General features: G+C 37.5%; 15 protein-coding genes. 8 read left to right on the forward strand and 7 right to left on the reverse strand.

What is annotated here, in order from left to right; genetic code table 11:
* Positions 1-108: 108 nt before the first annotated feature.
* Together Q0093_RS11265 and Q0093_RS11270 are read right to left on the reverse strand one after the other, a co-directional pair.
* Positions 109-573, reverse strand: coding sequence for a hypothetical protein (locus tag Q0093_RS11265; RefSeq protein ID WP_297930477.1), 465 nt, complete (start codon positions 571-573; stop codon positions 109-111).
* Between the two features lie 227 nt (positions 574-800).
* Positions 801-1,259 carry a hypothetical protein gene (locus Q0093_RS11270; protein WP_297930479.1) on the reverse strand — a complete coding sequence of 153 codons (459 nt, stop codon included), beginning with the start codon at positions 1,257-1,259 and terminating at the stop codon, positions 801-803.
* A 227-nt stretch (positions 1,260-1,486) separates the two neighbouring features.
* Between Q0093_RS11270 and Q0093_RS11275 the strand changes: the two genes are divergently transcribed.
* The 4 genes from Q0093_RS11275 to gap all read left to right on the forward strand — a co-directional run bounded on the left by Q0093_RS11275 (position 1,487) and on the right by gap (position 6,320).
* Positions 1,487-1,861 (forward strand): hypothetical protein, encoded by a 375-nt coding sequence (locus Q0093_RS11275; protein WP_294177246.1) that lies wholly within the window; start codon positions 1,487-1,489, stop codon positions 1,859-1,861.
* A gap of 208 nt (positions 1,862-2,069) precedes the next feature.
* A complete protein-coding gene (locus tag Q0093_RS11280) occupies positions 2,070-3,656 on the forward strand; it encodes a hypothetical protein (RefSeq protein ID WP_297930481.1) in 1,587 nt (528 codons plus the stop codon).
* Positions 3,657-3,786: 130 nt separating this feature from the next.
* A complete protein-coding gene (gene panB, locus Q0093_RS11285) occupies positions 3,787-4,605 on the forward strand; it encodes a 3-methyl-2-oxobutanoate hydroxymethyltransferase (protein WP_294177250.1) in 819 nt (272 codons plus the stop codon).
* 710 nt (positions 4,606-5,315) lie between these two features.
* Positions 5,316-6,320: a type I glyceraldehyde-3-phosphate dehydrogenase gene (gene gap, locus Q0093_RS11290; RefSeq protein ID WP_009319632.1), complete on the forward strand. Its 1,005-nt coding sequence runs from the start codon at positions 5,316-5,318 to the stop codon at positions 6,318-6,320.
* 60 nt (positions 6,321-6,380) lie between these two features.
* Here the strand turns inward: gap and Q0093_RS11295 are convergent, their stop codons facing one another.
* A complete protein-coding gene (locus Q0093_RS11295) occupies positions 6,381-6,707 on the reverse strand; it encodes a hypothetical protein (RefSeq protein WP_297930483.1) in 327 nt (108 codons plus the stop codon).
* Between the two features lie 233 nt (positions 6,708-6,940).
* On the opposite strand from Q0093_RS11295, the gene Q0093_RS11300 reads away from it, so the two are divergent.
* The 4 genes from Q0093_RS11300 (at position 6,941) to Q0093_RS11315 (ending at position 13,137) form a co-directional block, all read left to right on the forward strand.
* Positions 6,941-7,624 carry a S24 family peptidase gene (locus tag Q0093_RS11300; protein ID WP_294177257.1) on the forward strand — a complete coding sequence of 228 codons (684 nt, stop codon included), beginning with the start codon at positions 6,941-6,943 and terminating at the stop codon, positions 7,622-7,624.
* A gap of 275 nt (positions 7,625-7,899) precedes the next feature.
* Positions 7,900-11,076 (forward strand): glycoside hydrolase family 2 TIM barrel-domain containing protein, encoded by a 3,177-nt coding sequence (locus Q0093_RS11305; protein ID WP_297930486.1) that lies wholly within the window; start codon positions 7,900-7,902, stop codon positions 11,074-11,076.
* Positions 11,077-11,247: 171 nt separating this feature from the next.
* Positions 11,248-12,006 carry a tRNA (guanosine(46)-N7)-methyltransferase TrmB gene (trmB, locus tag Q0093_RS11310; protein WP_297930489.1) on the forward strand — a complete coding sequence of 253 codons (759 nt, stop codon included), beginning with the start codon at positions 11,248-11,250 and terminating at the stop codon, positions 12,004-12,006.
* Between the two features lie 12 nt (positions 12,007-12,018).
* Positions 12,019-13,137 carry an Mrp/NBP35 family ATP-binding protein gene (locus Q0093_RS11315; protein WP_297930492.1) on the forward strand — a complete coding sequence of 373 codons (1,119 nt, stop codon included), beginning with the start codon at positions 12,019-12,021 and terminating at the stop codon, positions 13,135-13,137.
* A gap of 100 nt (positions 13,138-13,237) precedes the next feature.
* Here the strand turns inward: Q0093_RS11315 and Q0093_RS11320 are convergent, their stop codons facing one another.
* The 4 genes from Q0093_RS11320 to Q0093_RS11335 form a co-directional block, all read right to left on the reverse strand.
* A complete protein-coding gene (locus Q0093_RS11320; protein WP_297930495.1) occupies positions 13,238-13,831 on the reverse strand; it encodes an ACP phosphodiesterase in 594 nt (197 codons plus the stop codon).
* Complete coding sequence (gene purT / locus Q0093_RS11325) at positions 13,831-15,021, reverse strand: formate-dependent phosphoribosylglycinamide formyltransferase (RefSeq protein WP_297930498.1); 1,191 nt, start codon at positions 15,019-15,021, stop codon at positions 13,831-13,833. The genes Q0093_RS11320 and purT overlap by 1 nt, the downstream gene beginning before the upstream one ends.
* Positions 15,022-15,290: 269 nt before the next feature.
* Positions 15,291-16,889 carry a DUF5123 domain-containing protein gene (locus Q0093_RS11330; RefSeq protein ID WP_297930501.1) on the reverse strand — a complete coding sequence of 533 codons (1,599 nt, stop codon included), beginning with the start codon at positions 16,887-16,889 and terminating at the stop codon, positions 15,291-15,293.
* 23 nt (positions 16,890-16,912) lie between these two features.
* Positions 16,913-18,760, reverse strand: coding sequence for a RagB/SusD family nutrient uptake outer membrane protein (locus tag Q0093_RS11335; RefSeq protein ID WP_297930505.1), 1,848 nt, complete (start codon positions 18,758-18,760; stop codon positions 16,913-16,915).
* Positions 18,761-18,771 lie beyond the last annotated feature (11 nt).

Below are 18,771 nucleotides of genomic sequence, written 5' to 3' on the forward strand. Positions count from 1 at the left end.
CTGTAAACTAGTCAATTATAGAACAAATAAATGTCTATGGAAAATAGAAAGATTTGAAACAACACCTTTACAAAGACTTTTCATAACTATCCCATACATCAACGCAGTCTATTCCTTTAATTTAAAACGGATACGTAAACGACCCTCTGTATAATCATGACTGACAATCACAAACTGTCCTATTTCTGAAGTATTTTTTACATGCAAACCAACACAAAGGCAATCATCATAATCACCGACATGCACAACACGCACAGTTTCACTGGCATGATCTGGCAAACGTTTCATATCAAATTTATCACATGCTTCTTCTTTAGAAATATAATCAAAAGTCACAGGTAAATTTTGCTTTATAATATCATTTACACATTGCTCTACTTTCTGCAGCTGTTCTTTTGTAGGTGCTTCGGCTAAAAGATAATCACACTTTGATTTTTTCTTTTCAATATGTGCACTAACAGCTCTTCCGCATACAAACAAATTCATCATAGTCCTATTCAAAATATGTTCCACCGTATGCATTGGCGGATATTCTTGTTTATTATGTTCATTCAATTGTAATTGTTGTTCCATGATAGCACTATTATAATTTAATAGATAAAGATAGCATATTGAATTTTATTTACAATCAAGGAAATCTTTACCTGTAAATAGCAATAGCCATTCTTTTTTCAAATTTTCATTTCAAGAATAAAATCACCTGCACAAATTCTGCGTCACAACATAACCGGCCACTGCTCCCATAGCATACCTTTAGAGATACAAATATAGCGATAAAATTCAAGAAAATACCTATACGATCACACAGCTCCTTTTAAACGAGGAATAATTCTTTGAACAAAATTTATATTTTTGCGATCAACACAAATACAAAATGAGCAAAGCTCAATATCATAAGAAATTAACATCACAGGTATATGATAATTTAATTGAATAGCAAATTCGTTGGCAAGCAAACGATCTTTCCATTTTACAAAAATTGCCACACATCCCGTAAACAAATCAACTTTTGCAAACTCACTCAATACACTACACAGGTCTTCTTTTCGATGCAGTTTCCTTATAATCAACGTATAACAAACCCCTGAACTAATAGTCCTCACAACAGAAACATTAAATTGTTCTAAAATTCGAAATACACGAGTAGAAAACTGATACAATGGCAAACTATAATCAGACTTAATCTTAAGAATAAAAATATCTGGCTCTACCGTCATTGATTTTGTATCAATACGACAATCTTCTTTTTCTAGTACCATATTAAACTGTCTTTTTATTGAATATTTTTCATTTTAGCAAATCCCCTTTCCCATTTTGAAAAGGTCATTTTCAGAATAGGAAAAAATATTTCTTTATACCAATTTAATAAACACCTGATAATTAATATACTAATTAAACAGTTGTAAAATAAGTCGAGGTTCTGCATGCTGTTTGTTCTTTTATTTCATAAATAAAAACACATATACCATACCAAAAAAACAAAATTATGAATCGTAAAGAATTAATGCTTCAAAGTCAATCTGTTACTCAGATAGCGACAGATTTAATCAAAAACACAAATACCCCTTCTTTTACAGTAATATTCATGCAACAATTTACAAATAGCATCATAACTACAGGAGGACTTATTGATGCAATTTGCATGGATTATGCCAGTGTAAACACACCCAAAAGACTCAACACTGCTATAGAGGAACTACACAAAGCTATCCATATCATACAAATGTTATCTCAGGCTTCTGCCATAAATGTAACTTTAGCCAAAGCTTTTTTCGAACAAAGCAGCGAATTAGTAAAACTGATCTTAACAGGGATATACGAGTTTCAAAATAGAAAGATTTCGATTCAACAAGACTTATAGAAACCCATATACTGCATAAAACTCAAAAAAAGAGCAAGATATTTGCAACTTATAATACAAGAATACTATATTTGCAATTACCAAAAAGTACAAAAATTAAGGAATCTTGATTTAATGCGTATTATAATAATAATTGAGGATTATGAAACAGCTCATCACTTTTCGACCATACAGTAATTTTTTTTCTTGCTTATTTATATCAACATGCATGTTAACGTCATTTACAGTTCATGCTCAAAAAGCGAACAAAATATTCGAGTTGCTTCAAGAAAAAAAAATCTCCAAAGCAGTAGAAAAACGGAATAAAGTATATACGACAGACAGCAAAAGCGACCTGATTTTAGTAGACATTTGCGATTGCGTTTTATTCAATACACCCGAATATAAAGGTTATGACCCATATCGAGCTTATGCGTTGCTCAACACCACAATTACACACCAACAAGATAAAGATGTAAAAAAATTTTTGACCAAACACAAAACATCTTTTGCTATAATAAAAAAACAAATCGAAGAGAATATTCTCAACGATGCAAAGAAAAACAACACAGAAGCCGCTTTTGCACGAGCAATCGAAGTCTGCAACGAATGTTTTTATCTGCAAGAAGCCAAACAACTGCAAGAAGATATCGCATACAATAACGCAATAGAAAAAGCAGACATAGATAGTTATAAATATTTTCTGACCCATTATCCTGAATCTGAAAGAGTCCCCGAGATTACCCGTCTCGCCGATAAAATAATATTTTCAAAATTAGACAATACAATAGAGGCTTACAGTGCATTTATACAACAATATCCTCAATCTGAACTCGTACCCGAAGCGCAAAACCGGATTTACCAACTTGCATACCAATATGCAACAGAACAAAACACCAAAGAAGCATACGTAAATCTTTTGCAAAGATATCCTGCTCATCCCCAAAAAACTGAAATCACCAAAATAATTGAAGATATCGACTACAATCATTTCATAAACGGAATGAGTCTATACGCTTATAACAAATTTATAGCAGATCACCCAAATTCTCCATATATAGAAAAATTGAATGAAAAAATGGCTTTAATAAATATGTCCCAATTTCATTCAGAAGCGGAAGGATTAAAAGGTTACGTAAAAACGACTTTCGAAAAAGTCGAAACCAAAAATACAAATGGCAAAACCTCTACAAGCAATATCAGAAATACATACAACGAATTAGGACAACTAACACTCCATGAACAAACTTCTGGGTCGAGTACACAAGGAAAACAGTACTACTATCACCCTGACAACACATTAAGCTCTGTTGTAACGGCAAAAGGAAATGAAAAATATATTTATAAAGGCTCATTATTACAAAAAATCACTTTCGTCAATACTAAAAAACGGGAAACAACACAAAGTACTTTCAAATATGATGCAAATAATCGATTAATCGAACGTACAGATTTCGTAACAGGAGTTAAAGGTGGCATAAAAACACAATATACCTACAACGCAAACGACAGCCTTGTTTCAACTAAAACTTTTAAAGCTAATCTGCCCAAGAATACTACAACGGCAACTTTTAGCAACAACAAAAAACAAAATGAAACAATTATCAATGGAAAACTCAAGACAACACACACATATTCTTATAACAACAACGGAGATTTATCCAAAGACAGTATAGACGCTAATGGAAAATCAAACGAAATAACATATGAATATACCTATGATGCACAAGGTAACTGGACAAGCCGAACTCAATACAATGACGGGAAAGTAAAAGAGACGATACAACGCGATATAGAATATTATTCTTACAAATAAAGCAATAAATTTTAGAAATATCCGGTATTCAAATTTTTGAATACCGGATATTTCTTTTCTATCGAATCTCATAATCCCGAAAATAAGATTTACCTTTGTCGACAAATAACAATTAAAAGAACAACATAACATGTCTACTTATACTGAAGATTTACGAAAAGTAACCACCCGTCGCTTAGCAGAAATGAAACAACGGGGAGAAAAAATATCGATGCTTACAGCATACGATTATTCTATGGCCAGCCTTATAGACCAAGCCGGTATGGATGTTATATTAGTAGGAGATTCTGCATCCAATGTTATGGCAGGAAACGTAACCACCTTGCCGATGACATTAGACCAGATGATATATCACGGGACTTCCGTAGTAAAAGCTGTCAAACGAGCTCTTGTTGTCGTAGATATGCCTTTCGGATCTTATCAAGGAAATTCCAAAGAAGCTGTCGCATCTGCAATCCGGATCATGAAAGAAACCGGAGCTGATTGTGTAAAAATGGAAGGAGGAGAAGAAATAAGAGAATCCATCGAGCGAATATTAAGCGCAGGAATACCCGTTATGGGACATTTAGGATTAACCCCCCAATCCATTAACAAATTCGGTACTTATACCGTCCGAGCTAAAGAAGAAGCTGAAGCTCAAAAATTAATCAAAGACGCGCACTTACTTGAAGAGATTGGATGTTTTTCCATGGTTCTCGAAAAAATTCCTGCTAAATTAGCAGAACGTGTTTCTAAAGAATTAAACATTCCTACAATCGGCATCGGAGCTGGAAACGGAACAGACGGACAAGTCTTGGTAATGCACGATATGTTGGGAATCAACAAAGGCTTCTCTCCAAGATTCTTGCGCAGATATGCCGATCTACATACAATAATAACCGAAGCCGTACAAGCATATATTAAAGACGTGAAAACTCAAGATTTCCCCAACGAAAAAGAACAATATTAAGAGCTGGGGCGATCCCCAATAATTCCTAAAAACCGGTCTAAATCTTACTTGGATCAGATTTAAAAGTTTCCTTCGGGAATGTTTTTCTGCTTTTACAAGGAGGATAGCGGGCTATCTGACGAGTAAAAAGGAGGAAAAACAGACCGAAAGAAAACACAAAATAACCTGATAATATTTCTTTATTGGAAAATTTAGACGACAAGTTCTACTAAGGACATTCTCATAAAAAAACGCGTTAAGTAGTTCGCACATTACTCAACGCGTTTATTGTTTTATATAAAATAGTCTTCGCTTACATTTAAAAAAGAAGGGTTGTCTCCCGACAACCAATTCTTTAATACCTTAAATCTAATACCATGAAAAAACTGATACAAATATACCCGAGAATTTTTGATTATCCAAATTAATCAGAATTAAAATGCTAATTTTTAACTATTATTACGCAAAACAAGTCGATTAATTAACATTTCGAGTCAAAAAGATCATTTTGTAATCCAGAGAAAGCAAAATAGAAGGAAACAAGCTAAAAGCTTTAATCTGAAAATTTTAATAAAGAATTTTTTCTTTATTTTTAAGCAGAAAATATGTTGTTTACAAATAAAATACTTACCTTTGCAACGCAAATAAAAATGAGGTGCTTTGTTTTTAAACAAGACACGTACAGAGAATAAATTTGTATTTTATAATAAACCCTTAAAAGTTTTATTACAATGATTAAAGTAGGTATTAACGGTTTTGGACGTATCGGACGTTTCGTTTTCCGTGCAGCTCAAAAAAGAAATGACATTGAAATTGTAGGTATCAACGACCTTTGCCCAGTAGATTATTTAGCATATATGCTGAAATATGATACAATGCACGGTCAATTCGACGGTACTATCGAAGCAGACGTTGAAAAAAGCCAACTAATCGTAAACGGAAAAGCTATCCGCGTAACAGCAGAAAGAAATCCTGAAGATTTGAAATGGGATGCTATCGGTGCAGAATATGTAGTTGAATCAACAGGCCTTTTCTTAACTAAAGAAAAAGCTGAAGCTCATATCAAAGCCGGTGCTAAACGTGTTGTTATGTCTGCTCCTTCCAAAGACGATACTCCTATGTTCGTTTGTGGTGTTAACCACAATACTTATGCAGGACAACCGATCGTATCTAATGCATCTTGTACAACAAACTGTTTAGCTCCTATCGCTAAAGTTCTTAACGACAAATTCGGAATCCTTGACGGTTTGATGACGACTGTTCACTCAACTACTGCAACTCAAAAAACAGTTGACGGTCCTTCTATGAAAGACTGGAGAGGTGGTCGTGCAGCTTCTGGTAACATCATTCCTTCTTCTACTGGTGCAGCAAAAGCCGTAGGTAAAGTTATCCCTTCGTTGAATGGTAAATTGACCGGTATGTCTATGCGTGTTCCGACTTTGGATGTTTCTGTTGTAGACTTAACCGTAAACTTGGCAAAACCGGCTACTTACGAAGAAATTTGCGCAGCAATGAAAGCAGCTTCTGAAGGCGAATTGAAAGGCATACTCGGATATACTGAAGACGCAGTTGTTTCTTCTGACTTCTTAGGAGATCCTCGCACTTCTATTTTCGATAAGAATGCAGGTATTCAATTAACCCCGACTTTCGTAAAAATCGTTTCTTGGTATGACAACGAAATCGGTTACTCAAACAAAGTTCTGGATTTAATTGCACACATGGATACCGTAAAATAAGTATTTCACGATATATGACAAAAAAGGGCATCAAATTTGATGCCCTTTTTTATAACCAAATTATCCGGCAAGATATTCATTAATAAAACAAATTGCTTTTCGAGCAGCATCCCGAACTGATCCAATAATCTCAACCTCTCCGTCTTCATATCTCAAATCAGCATCAAAACGGAATTGAACAAGTTTCCTCTTCATTTTATCAAACTTTACTTCACACCATAAAGACAAATTCTTGCCCTTAAACTCTACATCATAATCAGATCGATACCGTACCCCGCACACATCATCATAAGAAAAGAAAATAATAAAATGGCTCGCACACAACAATGCTAATTGTACGGCATCTACTCTCATAATTATAACACCTCCTTTCTCTATTGCGCCCATATCTTCTCATTATTTACCCCAATTTCATACCCATTACCTCTAAATTACACAAAAGACCGAAAAAGATATAAGCACGTTATTAATTGTTAATCAACCATTCAATAAACCATATAAAAGCAAGAATTATATAGTGATATATAATTCTTATCATTATCTTTGATACCACAAAATTATAGTTATAAAACCATATACTTATGCTATAATTATAAAATCACACCCTTAAAAAAATTATTATGCCTCAAGAAGAACTTATATCCCGCATTCGAGAATTAATCAAAGAAATGAGTATTTCTCAAAACGAATTTGCCGACCGCATTAAAATAGACCGCTCCAATTTTTCAAAACATATAAACGGAAAACTTCCCATTAGCGATTCTTTATTAAATAAAATAGTCGTCAGTTTGGGCATATCTAAAGAATGGCTCAATTCTGGAGAAGGAGAAAAATACTATATAACGACTGCTCACAACCAAACAATATCTTTACCGACAAATGTCATACATACCAATGGGCAAAAAGGAGCTAAAGTATATGATATCGATGTTACAGCCGGTCCTATCGGAAGAAGCCTCATATTCTCGACAGAAAACCTCATCGGGTCAATAGATGTTCCATTCATAAATAACGAAAATAGTATCGTTCGAGTAAGCGGAGATAGTATGCAACCGGTCATTTGCAACGGAGATATGGTAGCTATCAGAGAAGTTAAAAATCTCAACCTTATATTTTGGGGGCAAATTTACGTAGTATTACTAGATGACTACCGCATGGTTAAATATATACGAAAACATACCGACCGAGATATGGTAATTCTCAGAAGTGCCAATCCCGAATATGACGACATAGAAATTCACAAATCAGAAATTCGAGATTTATTCATTGTCGAGAACATTATTCGTTTCGATAGCCGCATGTAACAAATTACAATTGTTAATAAAACATCAAGTTTTAACTAATTAAATTTAAAACAAAACAGAAAATTAAGAATTAATTTGGAAGAACAAATCTTTATAGTTTATATTTGTATCAGTTTTTCATGGTATTTAGATTTAAGGTTAATAACAAAGATTGGTTGCCGGGAGGCAACCATTTCTTTTTAAATTAATTCTCCATATTTTTTCATCCAGTTTTTCATATTGTTCCATTTAGAATAAATTTCTATATTTGAGAATCTAATCAATACACACACAACATGAAACACATCTTTTTTAAAACTTTCTTGCTGCTATCAGCAACGTTTACCGGTCTTGCTCAAATTCCAACAGAAATTCAAGATGCACACATAATAGGCATCAATAAATTACCGCCACGAACGGCAATATGGCCAGCTCCCTCAACACAAGAAGCTCAAAATACAAATTATGAACATTCTATATGGGTCAAATCTTTAAATGGCAAATGGGATTTTTATTGGTCTCCCGATCCTCAATCAAGACCAATAAATTTTTATAAACCAGAGTTTAACCGCAATAACTGGAACAAAATCGATGTACCCTCCATAATAGAACGTCAGGGTTACGGAACACCCCTATATGTTAATTCTACCTATCCGTTCAAAGTTAATCCTCCTTTTGTTATGGATGAACCCAATCATAAATATACGACTTTCAAACAACGAAATCCTGTCGGATCATTTTGCCGGACATTTCTAATACCGGAAGAATGGAAAAACGATAAAGAGATTATCCTCCATTTAGCCGGTGTAGGACCTGCTGCATTTGTATGGATCAACGGAGAAAAAGTAGGTTATACCCAAGATCCTCGACTTCCTGCAGAATTCTCAATCAATAAATATCTCAAAAAAGGAGAGAATTTTTTAGCTATCGAAGTTTACAAATATTGCGACGGTTCATATCTTGAAGACCAAGATTTCTGGAGATTAAGCGGCATTTTCAGAGATGTATTCATCCGCGCCGTACCCAAAATATCCTTATGGGATGTATATGCTCAACCAGAATTAGATTTATCCACCCGCAAAGGTAAAATAACTTTACATTACACTTCGGCCAATTTCACCCCCCAAAAAAGTCGTGACTACAAAATAAATATATCGGTAATTTCTCCATTAGGAGAAAAACTGATTAATAAACATATTAAGCTTAAAGATTTCTCTTCCGGATTTGGAAAAGAAATCAGATTGCCTGCTATCGAATTAGATACCGTACAACTATGGTATGATGAATCTCCTATACGATATAAAGTTCTTGTTGAACTAACCCAAAAAGGGAAAACGATTGAGGCCTATGAACTTCCCGTTGCTTTTCGCAAGATAGAAATAGATGGGAACAAAATACTCCTAAACAGAAAAAAGTTTAAAATCAGAGGAGTAAACCGACATGAATTTTCGCCAGATCAAGGGTGGGTTATCTCAAAAGAAGAAATGATCAAAGATCTCGAGCTCATGAAACGAGGAAATGTCAACTTCATACGTAATGCCCATTATCCGAATGACCCCAGATGGTATGAACTGTGCGATCAATACGGAATTATGATAATGGACGAGCCGAATATAGAATCACACGGATTAAGCTATCTGAGAAAAGTTCTTCCTGCCGATCTTCCCGAATGGAGTAAAGCTTGTATCGACAGAATGCAACGAATGGTCATACGTGACCGGCAATATCCTTGCGTTACAATGTGGTCTTTGGGAAACGAAGCCGGATATGGAAATGCCTTTGTAGAAATGCGGAAAATAACTCACCAATATGATCCGGAACTCCGATTAATCCAATATGCCGATATGAACAGAGTAGCAGATATAGACAGCCAGACTTATCCCACAGCAGACTGGTTACGACAACATCTGAAAGGAAAAGCTGTCAGAAAAGGCGAACGAGGAGAATCGACCAGCATAGAACAACATGGGGAATACCCATCGGGAAAGCCGTTCCTATTAAGTGAATATGCTCATGCACAAGGAAATAGTCTCGGGGATCTAATCGACTACTGGGATCTGATCTATAAGCATGATATGCTCATCGGTGGATTTATTTGGGATTGGGTAGATCAAGCCCTATGGAAAAACCCGAACGATCCCTCTGCCGGATATTTATATGGTGGGGATTTCGGAGATTTTCCGAATGACAAGAATGGCTGTATCGATGGATTGATAAGTGCCGATCGCATTCCACATCCGCATTACTATGAAATGCAGAAAGTTTATCAACCTGTCGCATTTAAATTGATAGATAGCCAACCGTTTACGATCGATGTAACAAATCGATTGTTAACAACTGATCTCAACAAATACGATTTCAAATACCAAATACAGGAAAACGGAAAAATAACATCAGAAGGCATATTACCGAAAATTTCCGTTTCCCCATGCTCCTCTCGAAAAATAACATTACCAGACCATGTACGATATAGCCTTAAAAAAGAAAGTTTTCTAAAAATATCCATACAACTAAGAGAGCCCGAAATCTGGGCAAGCGAAGGCTTTACGATAGCATGGGAACAATTCAGACTAAACGATATAAAACCCTGTATCACATTAGCAATGCCGAAAGCCTCAAATCCGGCAATATTATACGAGTCTGACACTCTATATACGATCAAAGGAGACTTTTTCGAAGTAAAATTCAATCGTAAAAACGGAATGTTATCTTCTTATTCGATTAATAACAAAGAACTCATCAAAGCTCCCGTACGGTTCAACTTCCGCAGAGCATTGACCGATAATGACAGAGGTTGGAAAGTAGGAGAAAAAATGAAAATCTGGCAAGACGCAGGTCTGTGCTACACCGTACAACAATTCCAGATTATTTCGTCGGACAAAGACAAAACCGTCGTCAAAGGAGAATATACATTTACAAATTCTAAAGCAACCGCCACCATAGAACATTCAATTTTCGCCAACGGAACTATTGAAATCGACTATAACATTTCCATGCCCCAAGACCTTCCGAATATTCCTCGTATCGGATTACAATTCGAAATAGAAAAAGAACTCCAGAATATAGATTGGTACGGACGAGGACCGCACGAAAATTACATAGATCGAGAATCCGGAGCTGCAATAAGCACATACCAAACAACTTTGGACCAATGGATCACTCCGTACGTACGCCCCCAAGAAAATTCAAACAGAGGAGGCATACGTTGGTTGCGATTCAGTCAAGGAACTCATCAACTACAATTCTCTGCCGTAGGAGAGCCGTTCTGTGCAAGTGCATGGCCATACACCACGAACACTCTCGAACAAACGACACATGATTTTGACTTGAAAATGCATAACAATATCATTGTCAATATCGATTGCAACCAAATGGGTGTCGGCGGAGATTGCTCATGGGGACTGCCTGTACTACAAAAATATCAGATAAAACCGGGTAAATATCAATACAAATTCAAAATCTCCGCAAAATAAAAAAGTATCGATATCTACTGAAATGAGATTGTTGCATCAGCTTAATTCAGTAGATATCGAATATCGTTATATTACGATTATTCATTTCATACTTCGAGTCTCAACGTTCAGACAATTTATTAAAAAATCCGTATCTTCGCTAAGTTTTTAATATTTATCAAGAACAGGTTTATGGGCAAAAACAAACTACAAAAATTTGATGATATGAATTCATTTCCCCACGTATTTCAATTTCCTTTCTCCACATTACGAGAAAAAGGATTTGAAATGAAAGGAAAATGGAATTCCGATTTTTTCAAAAATAATAATCCTATCGTTCTCGAATTGGGATGCGGAAAAGGAGAATATGCCGTAGGATTAGCCCGAAAGTATCCTGAAAAAAATTTTATCGGAGTCGATATAAAAGGAGCTCGCATGTGGACAGGAGCTAAAGACGCTCTGGAAAACGGCATTACAAACGTTGCATTTCTCCGAACGAACATCGAACTCATTACAGCATTTTTCGCAGAAAATGAAATCTCAGAAATTTGGATTACATTTCCCGATCCCCAAATGAAAAAAGTCAGGAAAAGACTGACATCAACCCGTTTTATGGACCTATACCGACAAATACTCAAACCGGACGGTATCATCCACCTTAAAAGCGACAGCAATTTCATGTACACTTATACTTGTGAAATGATTAAGGCAAATCATTATCCGGTCAATGTACAAACCGAAGATCTCTATAATTCAGGAATAACCGACGATATACTCGAAATAAAAACCTTCTATGAACAACAATGGCTCGAAAGGGGTTTATCAATCAAATACATACAATTCATCTGCGAGCCGAGACCCGTTCTCATCGAACCCGAAATCAAAATCGAATTCGATAGTTACCGAAGTTTCAACCGCAGCAAACGAAGTGCAAATTCAAGCGGAATATAAATACAAATTATTATGGCATTATATCCTAAACTTATTACAGACGCACTAAGTAAAGTGCGCTATCCGGGAAACGGAAAAGACCTTGTATCTGCCGGTATGGTAGAAGACGATATCCGCATCGACGGAAATAAAGTGAGCTTTTCTCTTATTTTCGAAAAACCGAATGATCCATTCATAAAATCAGTTGTAAAAGCTGCCGAAACAGCAATACTTACATACGTCGGTGAAGATGTCGACATCAAAGGAAATATCAACATCAAATCCAAACAGGCGCAACGTCCCGAACCGGGAAAACTATTGCCTCAAGTCAAGAATGTCATCGCCGTATCATCAGGCAAAGGCGGTGTAGGGAAATCGACCGTATCCGCCAATCTCGCCGTAGCTTTAGCACAACAAGGATACAAAGTCGGATTATTAGATGCCGATATATTCGGCCCTTCTGTTCCCAAAATGTTCGATGTAGAAGATGCTCGCCCATACGTAGAACAAATAGGCGGAAGAGACTTGATTCTTCCCATAGAAAAATATGGCATAAAAATACTCTCTATCGGCTTTTTTGTGGATAAAGATAGTGCGATCATATGGCGAGGCGGGATGGCGAGTAATGCCCTCAAACAATTAATTGCAGATGCCGACTGGGGAGAATTAGATTATTTTATTCTCGATTTACCCCCCGGTACAAGTGACATACATCTGACTATTGTACAAACTCTTGCCATTACCGGAGTAATCGTAGTAACAACACCACAAGAAGTAGCACTTGCCGATGCCCGTAAAGGAATCGATATGTTTACAAACGAAAAAGTTAATGTTCCCGTACTCGGACTTGTCGAAAACATGGCATGGTTTACTCCGGCAGAACTCCCGGAAAACAAATATTATCTCTTCGGGAAAGAAGGAGGAAAACGTTTGTCCGAAGAACTAAATATCGCACTGCTGGGACAAATACCGATCGTACAAAGTATCTGTGAAGGCGGAGATAACGGTAAACCCGTAGCTCTTGATCCCCAATCGATTACCGGTATGGCTTTTGCCGATTTAGCTCGTTCTGTCGTAGAAGCTACCGATACTCGAAACAAGACACAAAAACCGACTCAAATCGTAGAGACCCATAAAACTGTAAAACCGTAAGAGACTGTTTTATATTATACAATAATAGATTTCACCCTTTTCCTGATTACAGACAGAAAGGGTGAAATTTATTTTTATACTTAAAAGCCTGTCTAAATCCTCACCGACTACACTCCTCCCGTCTCATACTCTCTGCATAATTCGTCACATCCGGAAAGAAAGAATAAAAACAGTCTTGAAAATAATCATAGTTATCGACAAAATATCGTTGCAATTTATTTATATCAAAAGGTACACCTCGATACTCTACCATAATTCCGACAGACTCCATCAATCCTTCTACGGTACGATAACGGCACAATCGATTAGTAAATATAAAATGCCACATAAAACGACGGATACGAACAGGCAAATAAGAATAATGCAAAATTAAATCGAAATAAAACTTCCGAGAAAAAGAAGACAAAGATACCGAAGAATAACTACTGAATTCTTTTGCCAAATAATGATCGAAAAAAAGATCGGGAAGAATACCGCCATACCGTCCGAACTCCCGATTTAAAAGAGCGACCATCTCCCGTACAAGCGGATGATGGTCGGTATAATTATCTATCAAACGATGCAAACGAATTCCGGATCTCAACTTATACGGATAATGTTCCGGAATACCTCCTTTAACAACATCTGCGATAAAGCCGCCTACTCTAATTTGCGGAGAACTGCCCGAAAGATAAATATGTGCCAGATAATTCATTATCTGGGAAGAACATTTATTTTTAGTTTCTTATAAGCCCGTTCCGCTTTGGCCAACGCCTCTTCCACTGTATCGGCACTGGCAAGAATCACGCCCAACCGACGGTGTCCCTTCACTTCCGCTTTACCGAAAATACGCAATTGAACATCCGGTTCGGACAACACTTCTTCCAGATTATCGAACTCTACCTTATCCGTATCTCCTTCTACAACAATTGCTTTCGAAGCCGAAGGACGATAAAAACGCACTCCCGGAACAGGTAAGCCCAAAACAGCACGGGCGTGTAAAGCAAACTCCGACAAATCTTGAGAAATCATTGTTACCATACCCGTATCATGAGGACGCGGAGAAACTTCACTGAATATTACATCATCTCCTTTCACAAATAATTCCACACCGAAAATTCCCCAGCCACCTAATGCGTTTGTTATTTTCCCGGCAATCTCTTCTGCCTGTTTCAACGCCTCTGCACTCATAGCCTGCGGTTGCCAAGACTCCCGATAATCGCCATCGACCTGATGATGTCCGACAGGTTTAAGAAAGGTCGTCCCTCCTATATGCCGCACGGTCAATAACGTAATCTCGTAATCGAAATCCACAAATCCTTCGACAATCACACGGCCAGCTCCCGCCCGACCGCCTTCCTGTGCATACTGCCACGCTTTATCTATATCTGCCATCGAACGCACAAGGCTCTGTCCATGTCCTGAAGAACTCATAATAGGTTTCACCACACACGGGACTCCGATTGTTTTAACCGCCTCGTTAAACTCTTCACGAGTCGAAGCAAATTTATATGTCGAAGTCTTTATACCTAAAGTTTCGGCTGCCAATCGGCGAATCCCCTCCCGATTCATCGTCAGATAAGTTGCATTCGCCGTAGGAGTAACATGAAATCCTTCCTTTTCAAGTTCTACCAAAGTAGACGTAGCGATCGCTTCTACTTCCGGAATAATATAATCAGGCTTCTCCGCCTCTATAATTTCCCGTAAACGTACTCCGTCCAACATCGAAAGGACATATGAACGATGAGCTACCTGCATAGCCGGAGCATTCGGATATTTATCCAGAGCTACGACTTCTACACCGTACCGCTGCAATTCGATTGCGACTTCTTTACCTAACTCTCCCGAACCGCATAAAAGAGCTTTTTTACCGACTTCAGATAAGGTTGTTCCTATTTTTGTCATATTCGTCTGTTTTGTATGTCCTCAAAGGTACATCAAAAAATCTATATAAAAATAAATTTCGAAAATTAATAGCTTGTCTAAGTTTTGTCGGAGGTCGGTTTGAGAAATTCTTTCGTTTTACGAGGAGGATAACAGGTTACCTGACAAGTAAAAACACGAAAATAACCTGACAATATTTTCTCATCGGAAATTTTAGAATAGAATAAAAACGAAAAGAGGCATCCGTAATATCCGGACACCCCTTCTCTCATCCAAGTATTTAAAGCGTATTATGGTCTCCAAATAGGATCACCGGCACTATCCTTTCCAATAAAGGATGCATCCTTAATCAAGAAATTTCCGGAAGAAGGATCAGTAAACAAATCTGCCGCCGACTTTTCATAATCGATTACACCATCCATCGATGAAGGAGCAAAATCTGTTGTTTTATAACAATTCGTAAATGTCGGTTTGGTCGGAGCTTTAGTCACTTTAGGAGTTCCCGAATAAGCCGACCCGAAAATACAATTTACAAACTCGAATGTTGTCAAAGATTGAGTGGCATTGGCTAAATCCACTAAATATTTGCCATCCAAAACCGTCTTGTTAAATGTACAATCCGAGAATGAAATAACGTTATAAGCCGTAGGAGCATTCTTTGCCCGTAATAAATACTGAATGCCATCGAACGTCGAATTGGTTACGACAATCGATTTATATCCTCCTCCCGCGCTGGCTTCACTTTGGAATACTCCATAATCTTTCAGATCTTTTATTGTCGTATTATTTACCGTAACTTCCGGAGCTAACGGCGACGTACTGCGTAAGCTGAATATTCCGCGCATATTTTCGATAATGCAATTATCGATCTCTATCTTATCGAGTTGAGTCTGATCTGCCTCACCTTTTATCACATAAGAAGCTTGTGTTCCAGAACCGATAATATGAACATTCTCAAGAGTCAGAGACGGCATTTGAGTAAAATTGAATTCTTTCATTTTAATTATCGGCAAATTGGTTCGATTCGCTTCAGTAACAATACCTTTTATCGTTACAGATTTACCCACCGGAATGATAAAGCCGGTATCAGAGCCATCTTCCGTCACTACATTCAAAGTCGTCCCGGCAGCAATTTTGATCAAAATATTCCCTTGTGTAGTTGCCGCTATCAACGTATTGATATTTTCAGTAGTCGTGTTATCGATTTCTATAATATCAGTACCCGGAAGCACATCGGGTAAAGTTGTTACATCATCTTCATCGAAAAGTGTAGCCCCGTCATAAGCCTCCCAATGATAAGTCGTCAATGCGGTCAGATTTTCAAAAAGGAGAGTATTATCAGCTAGCTCCGCAGCATCCTCAACCGATTCCACGACCGCACCCGCAGCATCTTTCAAAACAATCTTCGTCACATTATTAACCGATCCTTCCGGAACTACCCATGACAAACGTAGCCATGTAGCATCGACTGTCGTAGAAAACTCTACATTTACCAGTTTTTTTGTAGTAAAAGTTATCACTTGAGAATACTTAGATTCAGGTATTCCCTGAGTAGACATACATTTGATACGTGCCCAATAATCCGTATTCGGAGTAAGCCCCGTTGCCGTATAAGCATTCGTTGTTATTTCCTGATTCTCTCCGTATGTTTTATAAACTTCGGCAAAATCTTCCGTAAGACTCAGCTCTATAAGATAATAGCTGGCTGCCGGAATATTTTTCCATGTAAAATCGACAGTCGTCGAAGTTTCATTCGTCGTCTCAAAAGAGACCGGAGAAAACAACCGATTATAGCTTTCGTCTACATCGAACTCCGAATCGAGACAAGAAACAAACCCCGTTGCCAGCACGATGACCGAAGACAAAATTATATATTTTATATTCTTCATTTTCACGTAGTATTAATGGTTAATTAAAATCCGTAACTGTTAGACAGTTTGCCTTGAGATGAGCTGATAGTCGATTCGTGGATCGGGAACAGATGGCGACAATAATAGACTTTATCCAATCCGCCCAAGATAGCATCGATCTTATCACTGGCTTTAGCGATATCCGTATCCTTTTTCTTAAACCAATTTACGCTATCCCAATCTTTTCCCTCTACACCCTCAGGAACACCGTTTTCACCGAAATAATCGACAGACGATTTATCGATAGTAGATCCGTCGGAATTATACTTAAAGTAAACAAGTTCCGGCAGAGTTATCTCATACTCTCCTGCATACATTTGTTTTAAAGTCGTACGATACTCTGCAACTTTCTGACTCAATTCTCCCCAACGTATCAAATCGAATTTACGAATCGCCTCTCCTCCGAATTCAAACATACGCTCATCCTTGATCACCTGCATCAAATCAGAAGCATTATCGACATAAGCATCTACTTTCGTAGCCTGCAAAGCATCAGAAAAATTACGTCTCCGCACCTCCTTTACATAAGTACGGGCTTCACCGAGATTTCCATCACCGCCATTCTCCGCAAGCCATACATTTGCTTCTGCAGCCATTAACAACACATCCGAATAACGCATAATACACCAATTGATACCCGTCATCAATTTATTCGTGGCCTCTTTATTCTGTGTAATATAAGCTTTCAAATTACGCACATCCCACTTTGCAAACGTAAATTCATACAGATTACTAAACATCTCTTCTTTCTCCGTTCCCGATTTATTATAATTATACGGAGCGATAGTTACGTCGCGACGCATATCATCTCGGTCAAAACTATACAAATAATAAGCATTGGTCACAACCTGTACTGAATTATTACGCCCATAAATCGCACTTTGATAAAAACGGACACCGGAAGTATATCCCACCTCACCGCTAAGTCCGAGACCAAGTCCGACTTCAAACAGATCTTCACTCTTCTCTCCATATTTTTGCTGAGTCTGGTTATCAAACACTTTCGCAAAAGTGTCTTCCAGACCATGAGGATTATTCGGATCTTTAATAATCGCATTGCAATTTTTCAATGCTCTCTCATAATAAGACTTCTGTATAGAAAATTCAGGAGTTTTCAGAGGGAATCCCGGAAGATTACGCATTGAATATCCGGCACAAGCCAAACTCATACGAGCAGCCAACCCATAAGCAAAGCCCTTTGACACACGTTCCACATTAGCAGAAGACTCCAGCCAAGGCAAATACCCGGCAGCCTCCTCGGCATCAGCAATAATGTGTTCATATATTTCATCTCTATCCGTTGCCGGCAGATAAATATTCGAACCATCGCTATTGGTCGGTTCATCCTTAAAAGGCACATCTCCGAAATTCCGAACCACTTCAAAATAGAGCAGAGCCCGCAAAGTCAAAGCCTCCCCGAGATATTCCTTCATTTGAGCTTGCTCATCGACTGTTCCGGATTTTAGCAATTCACTGTTCCGAATACCGTCGATAGCGACACTCGCCATCTCTATCGTCTTATAAATGGCATCCCACTCTTTAGAAATAGCTGTATTATCGGAAGTTCCGTTATAATTTGCCAAACCGGAATTCTTCGTATCCGTAGGATTAGAAGTTCCATAAGTATCACAATCGCTTCCCGATCCGTAGGTAAACTGCAACCGAGAGCCATAAATCTGATCTTGAGGTAGTTGAGCATAAATACCCAAGATTGCCTGATCGGTATATGCAATCGAGTTATATACGATATCCGGAGACAAATAAGATGCAGAATCCGTATCCAAATAATCTTCGCACGAAACCAAACCGAAGCAAAGTACCGACAATAATAAATATGCTGTTTTTTTCATTTTAAATCGAT

It is taken from the genome of uncultured Coprobacter sp., from assembly GCF_947855755.1.
In the GTDB taxonomy this organism is placed as follows: domain Bacteria; phylum Bacteroidota; class Bacteroidia; order Bacteroidales; family Coprobacteraceae; genus Coprobacter.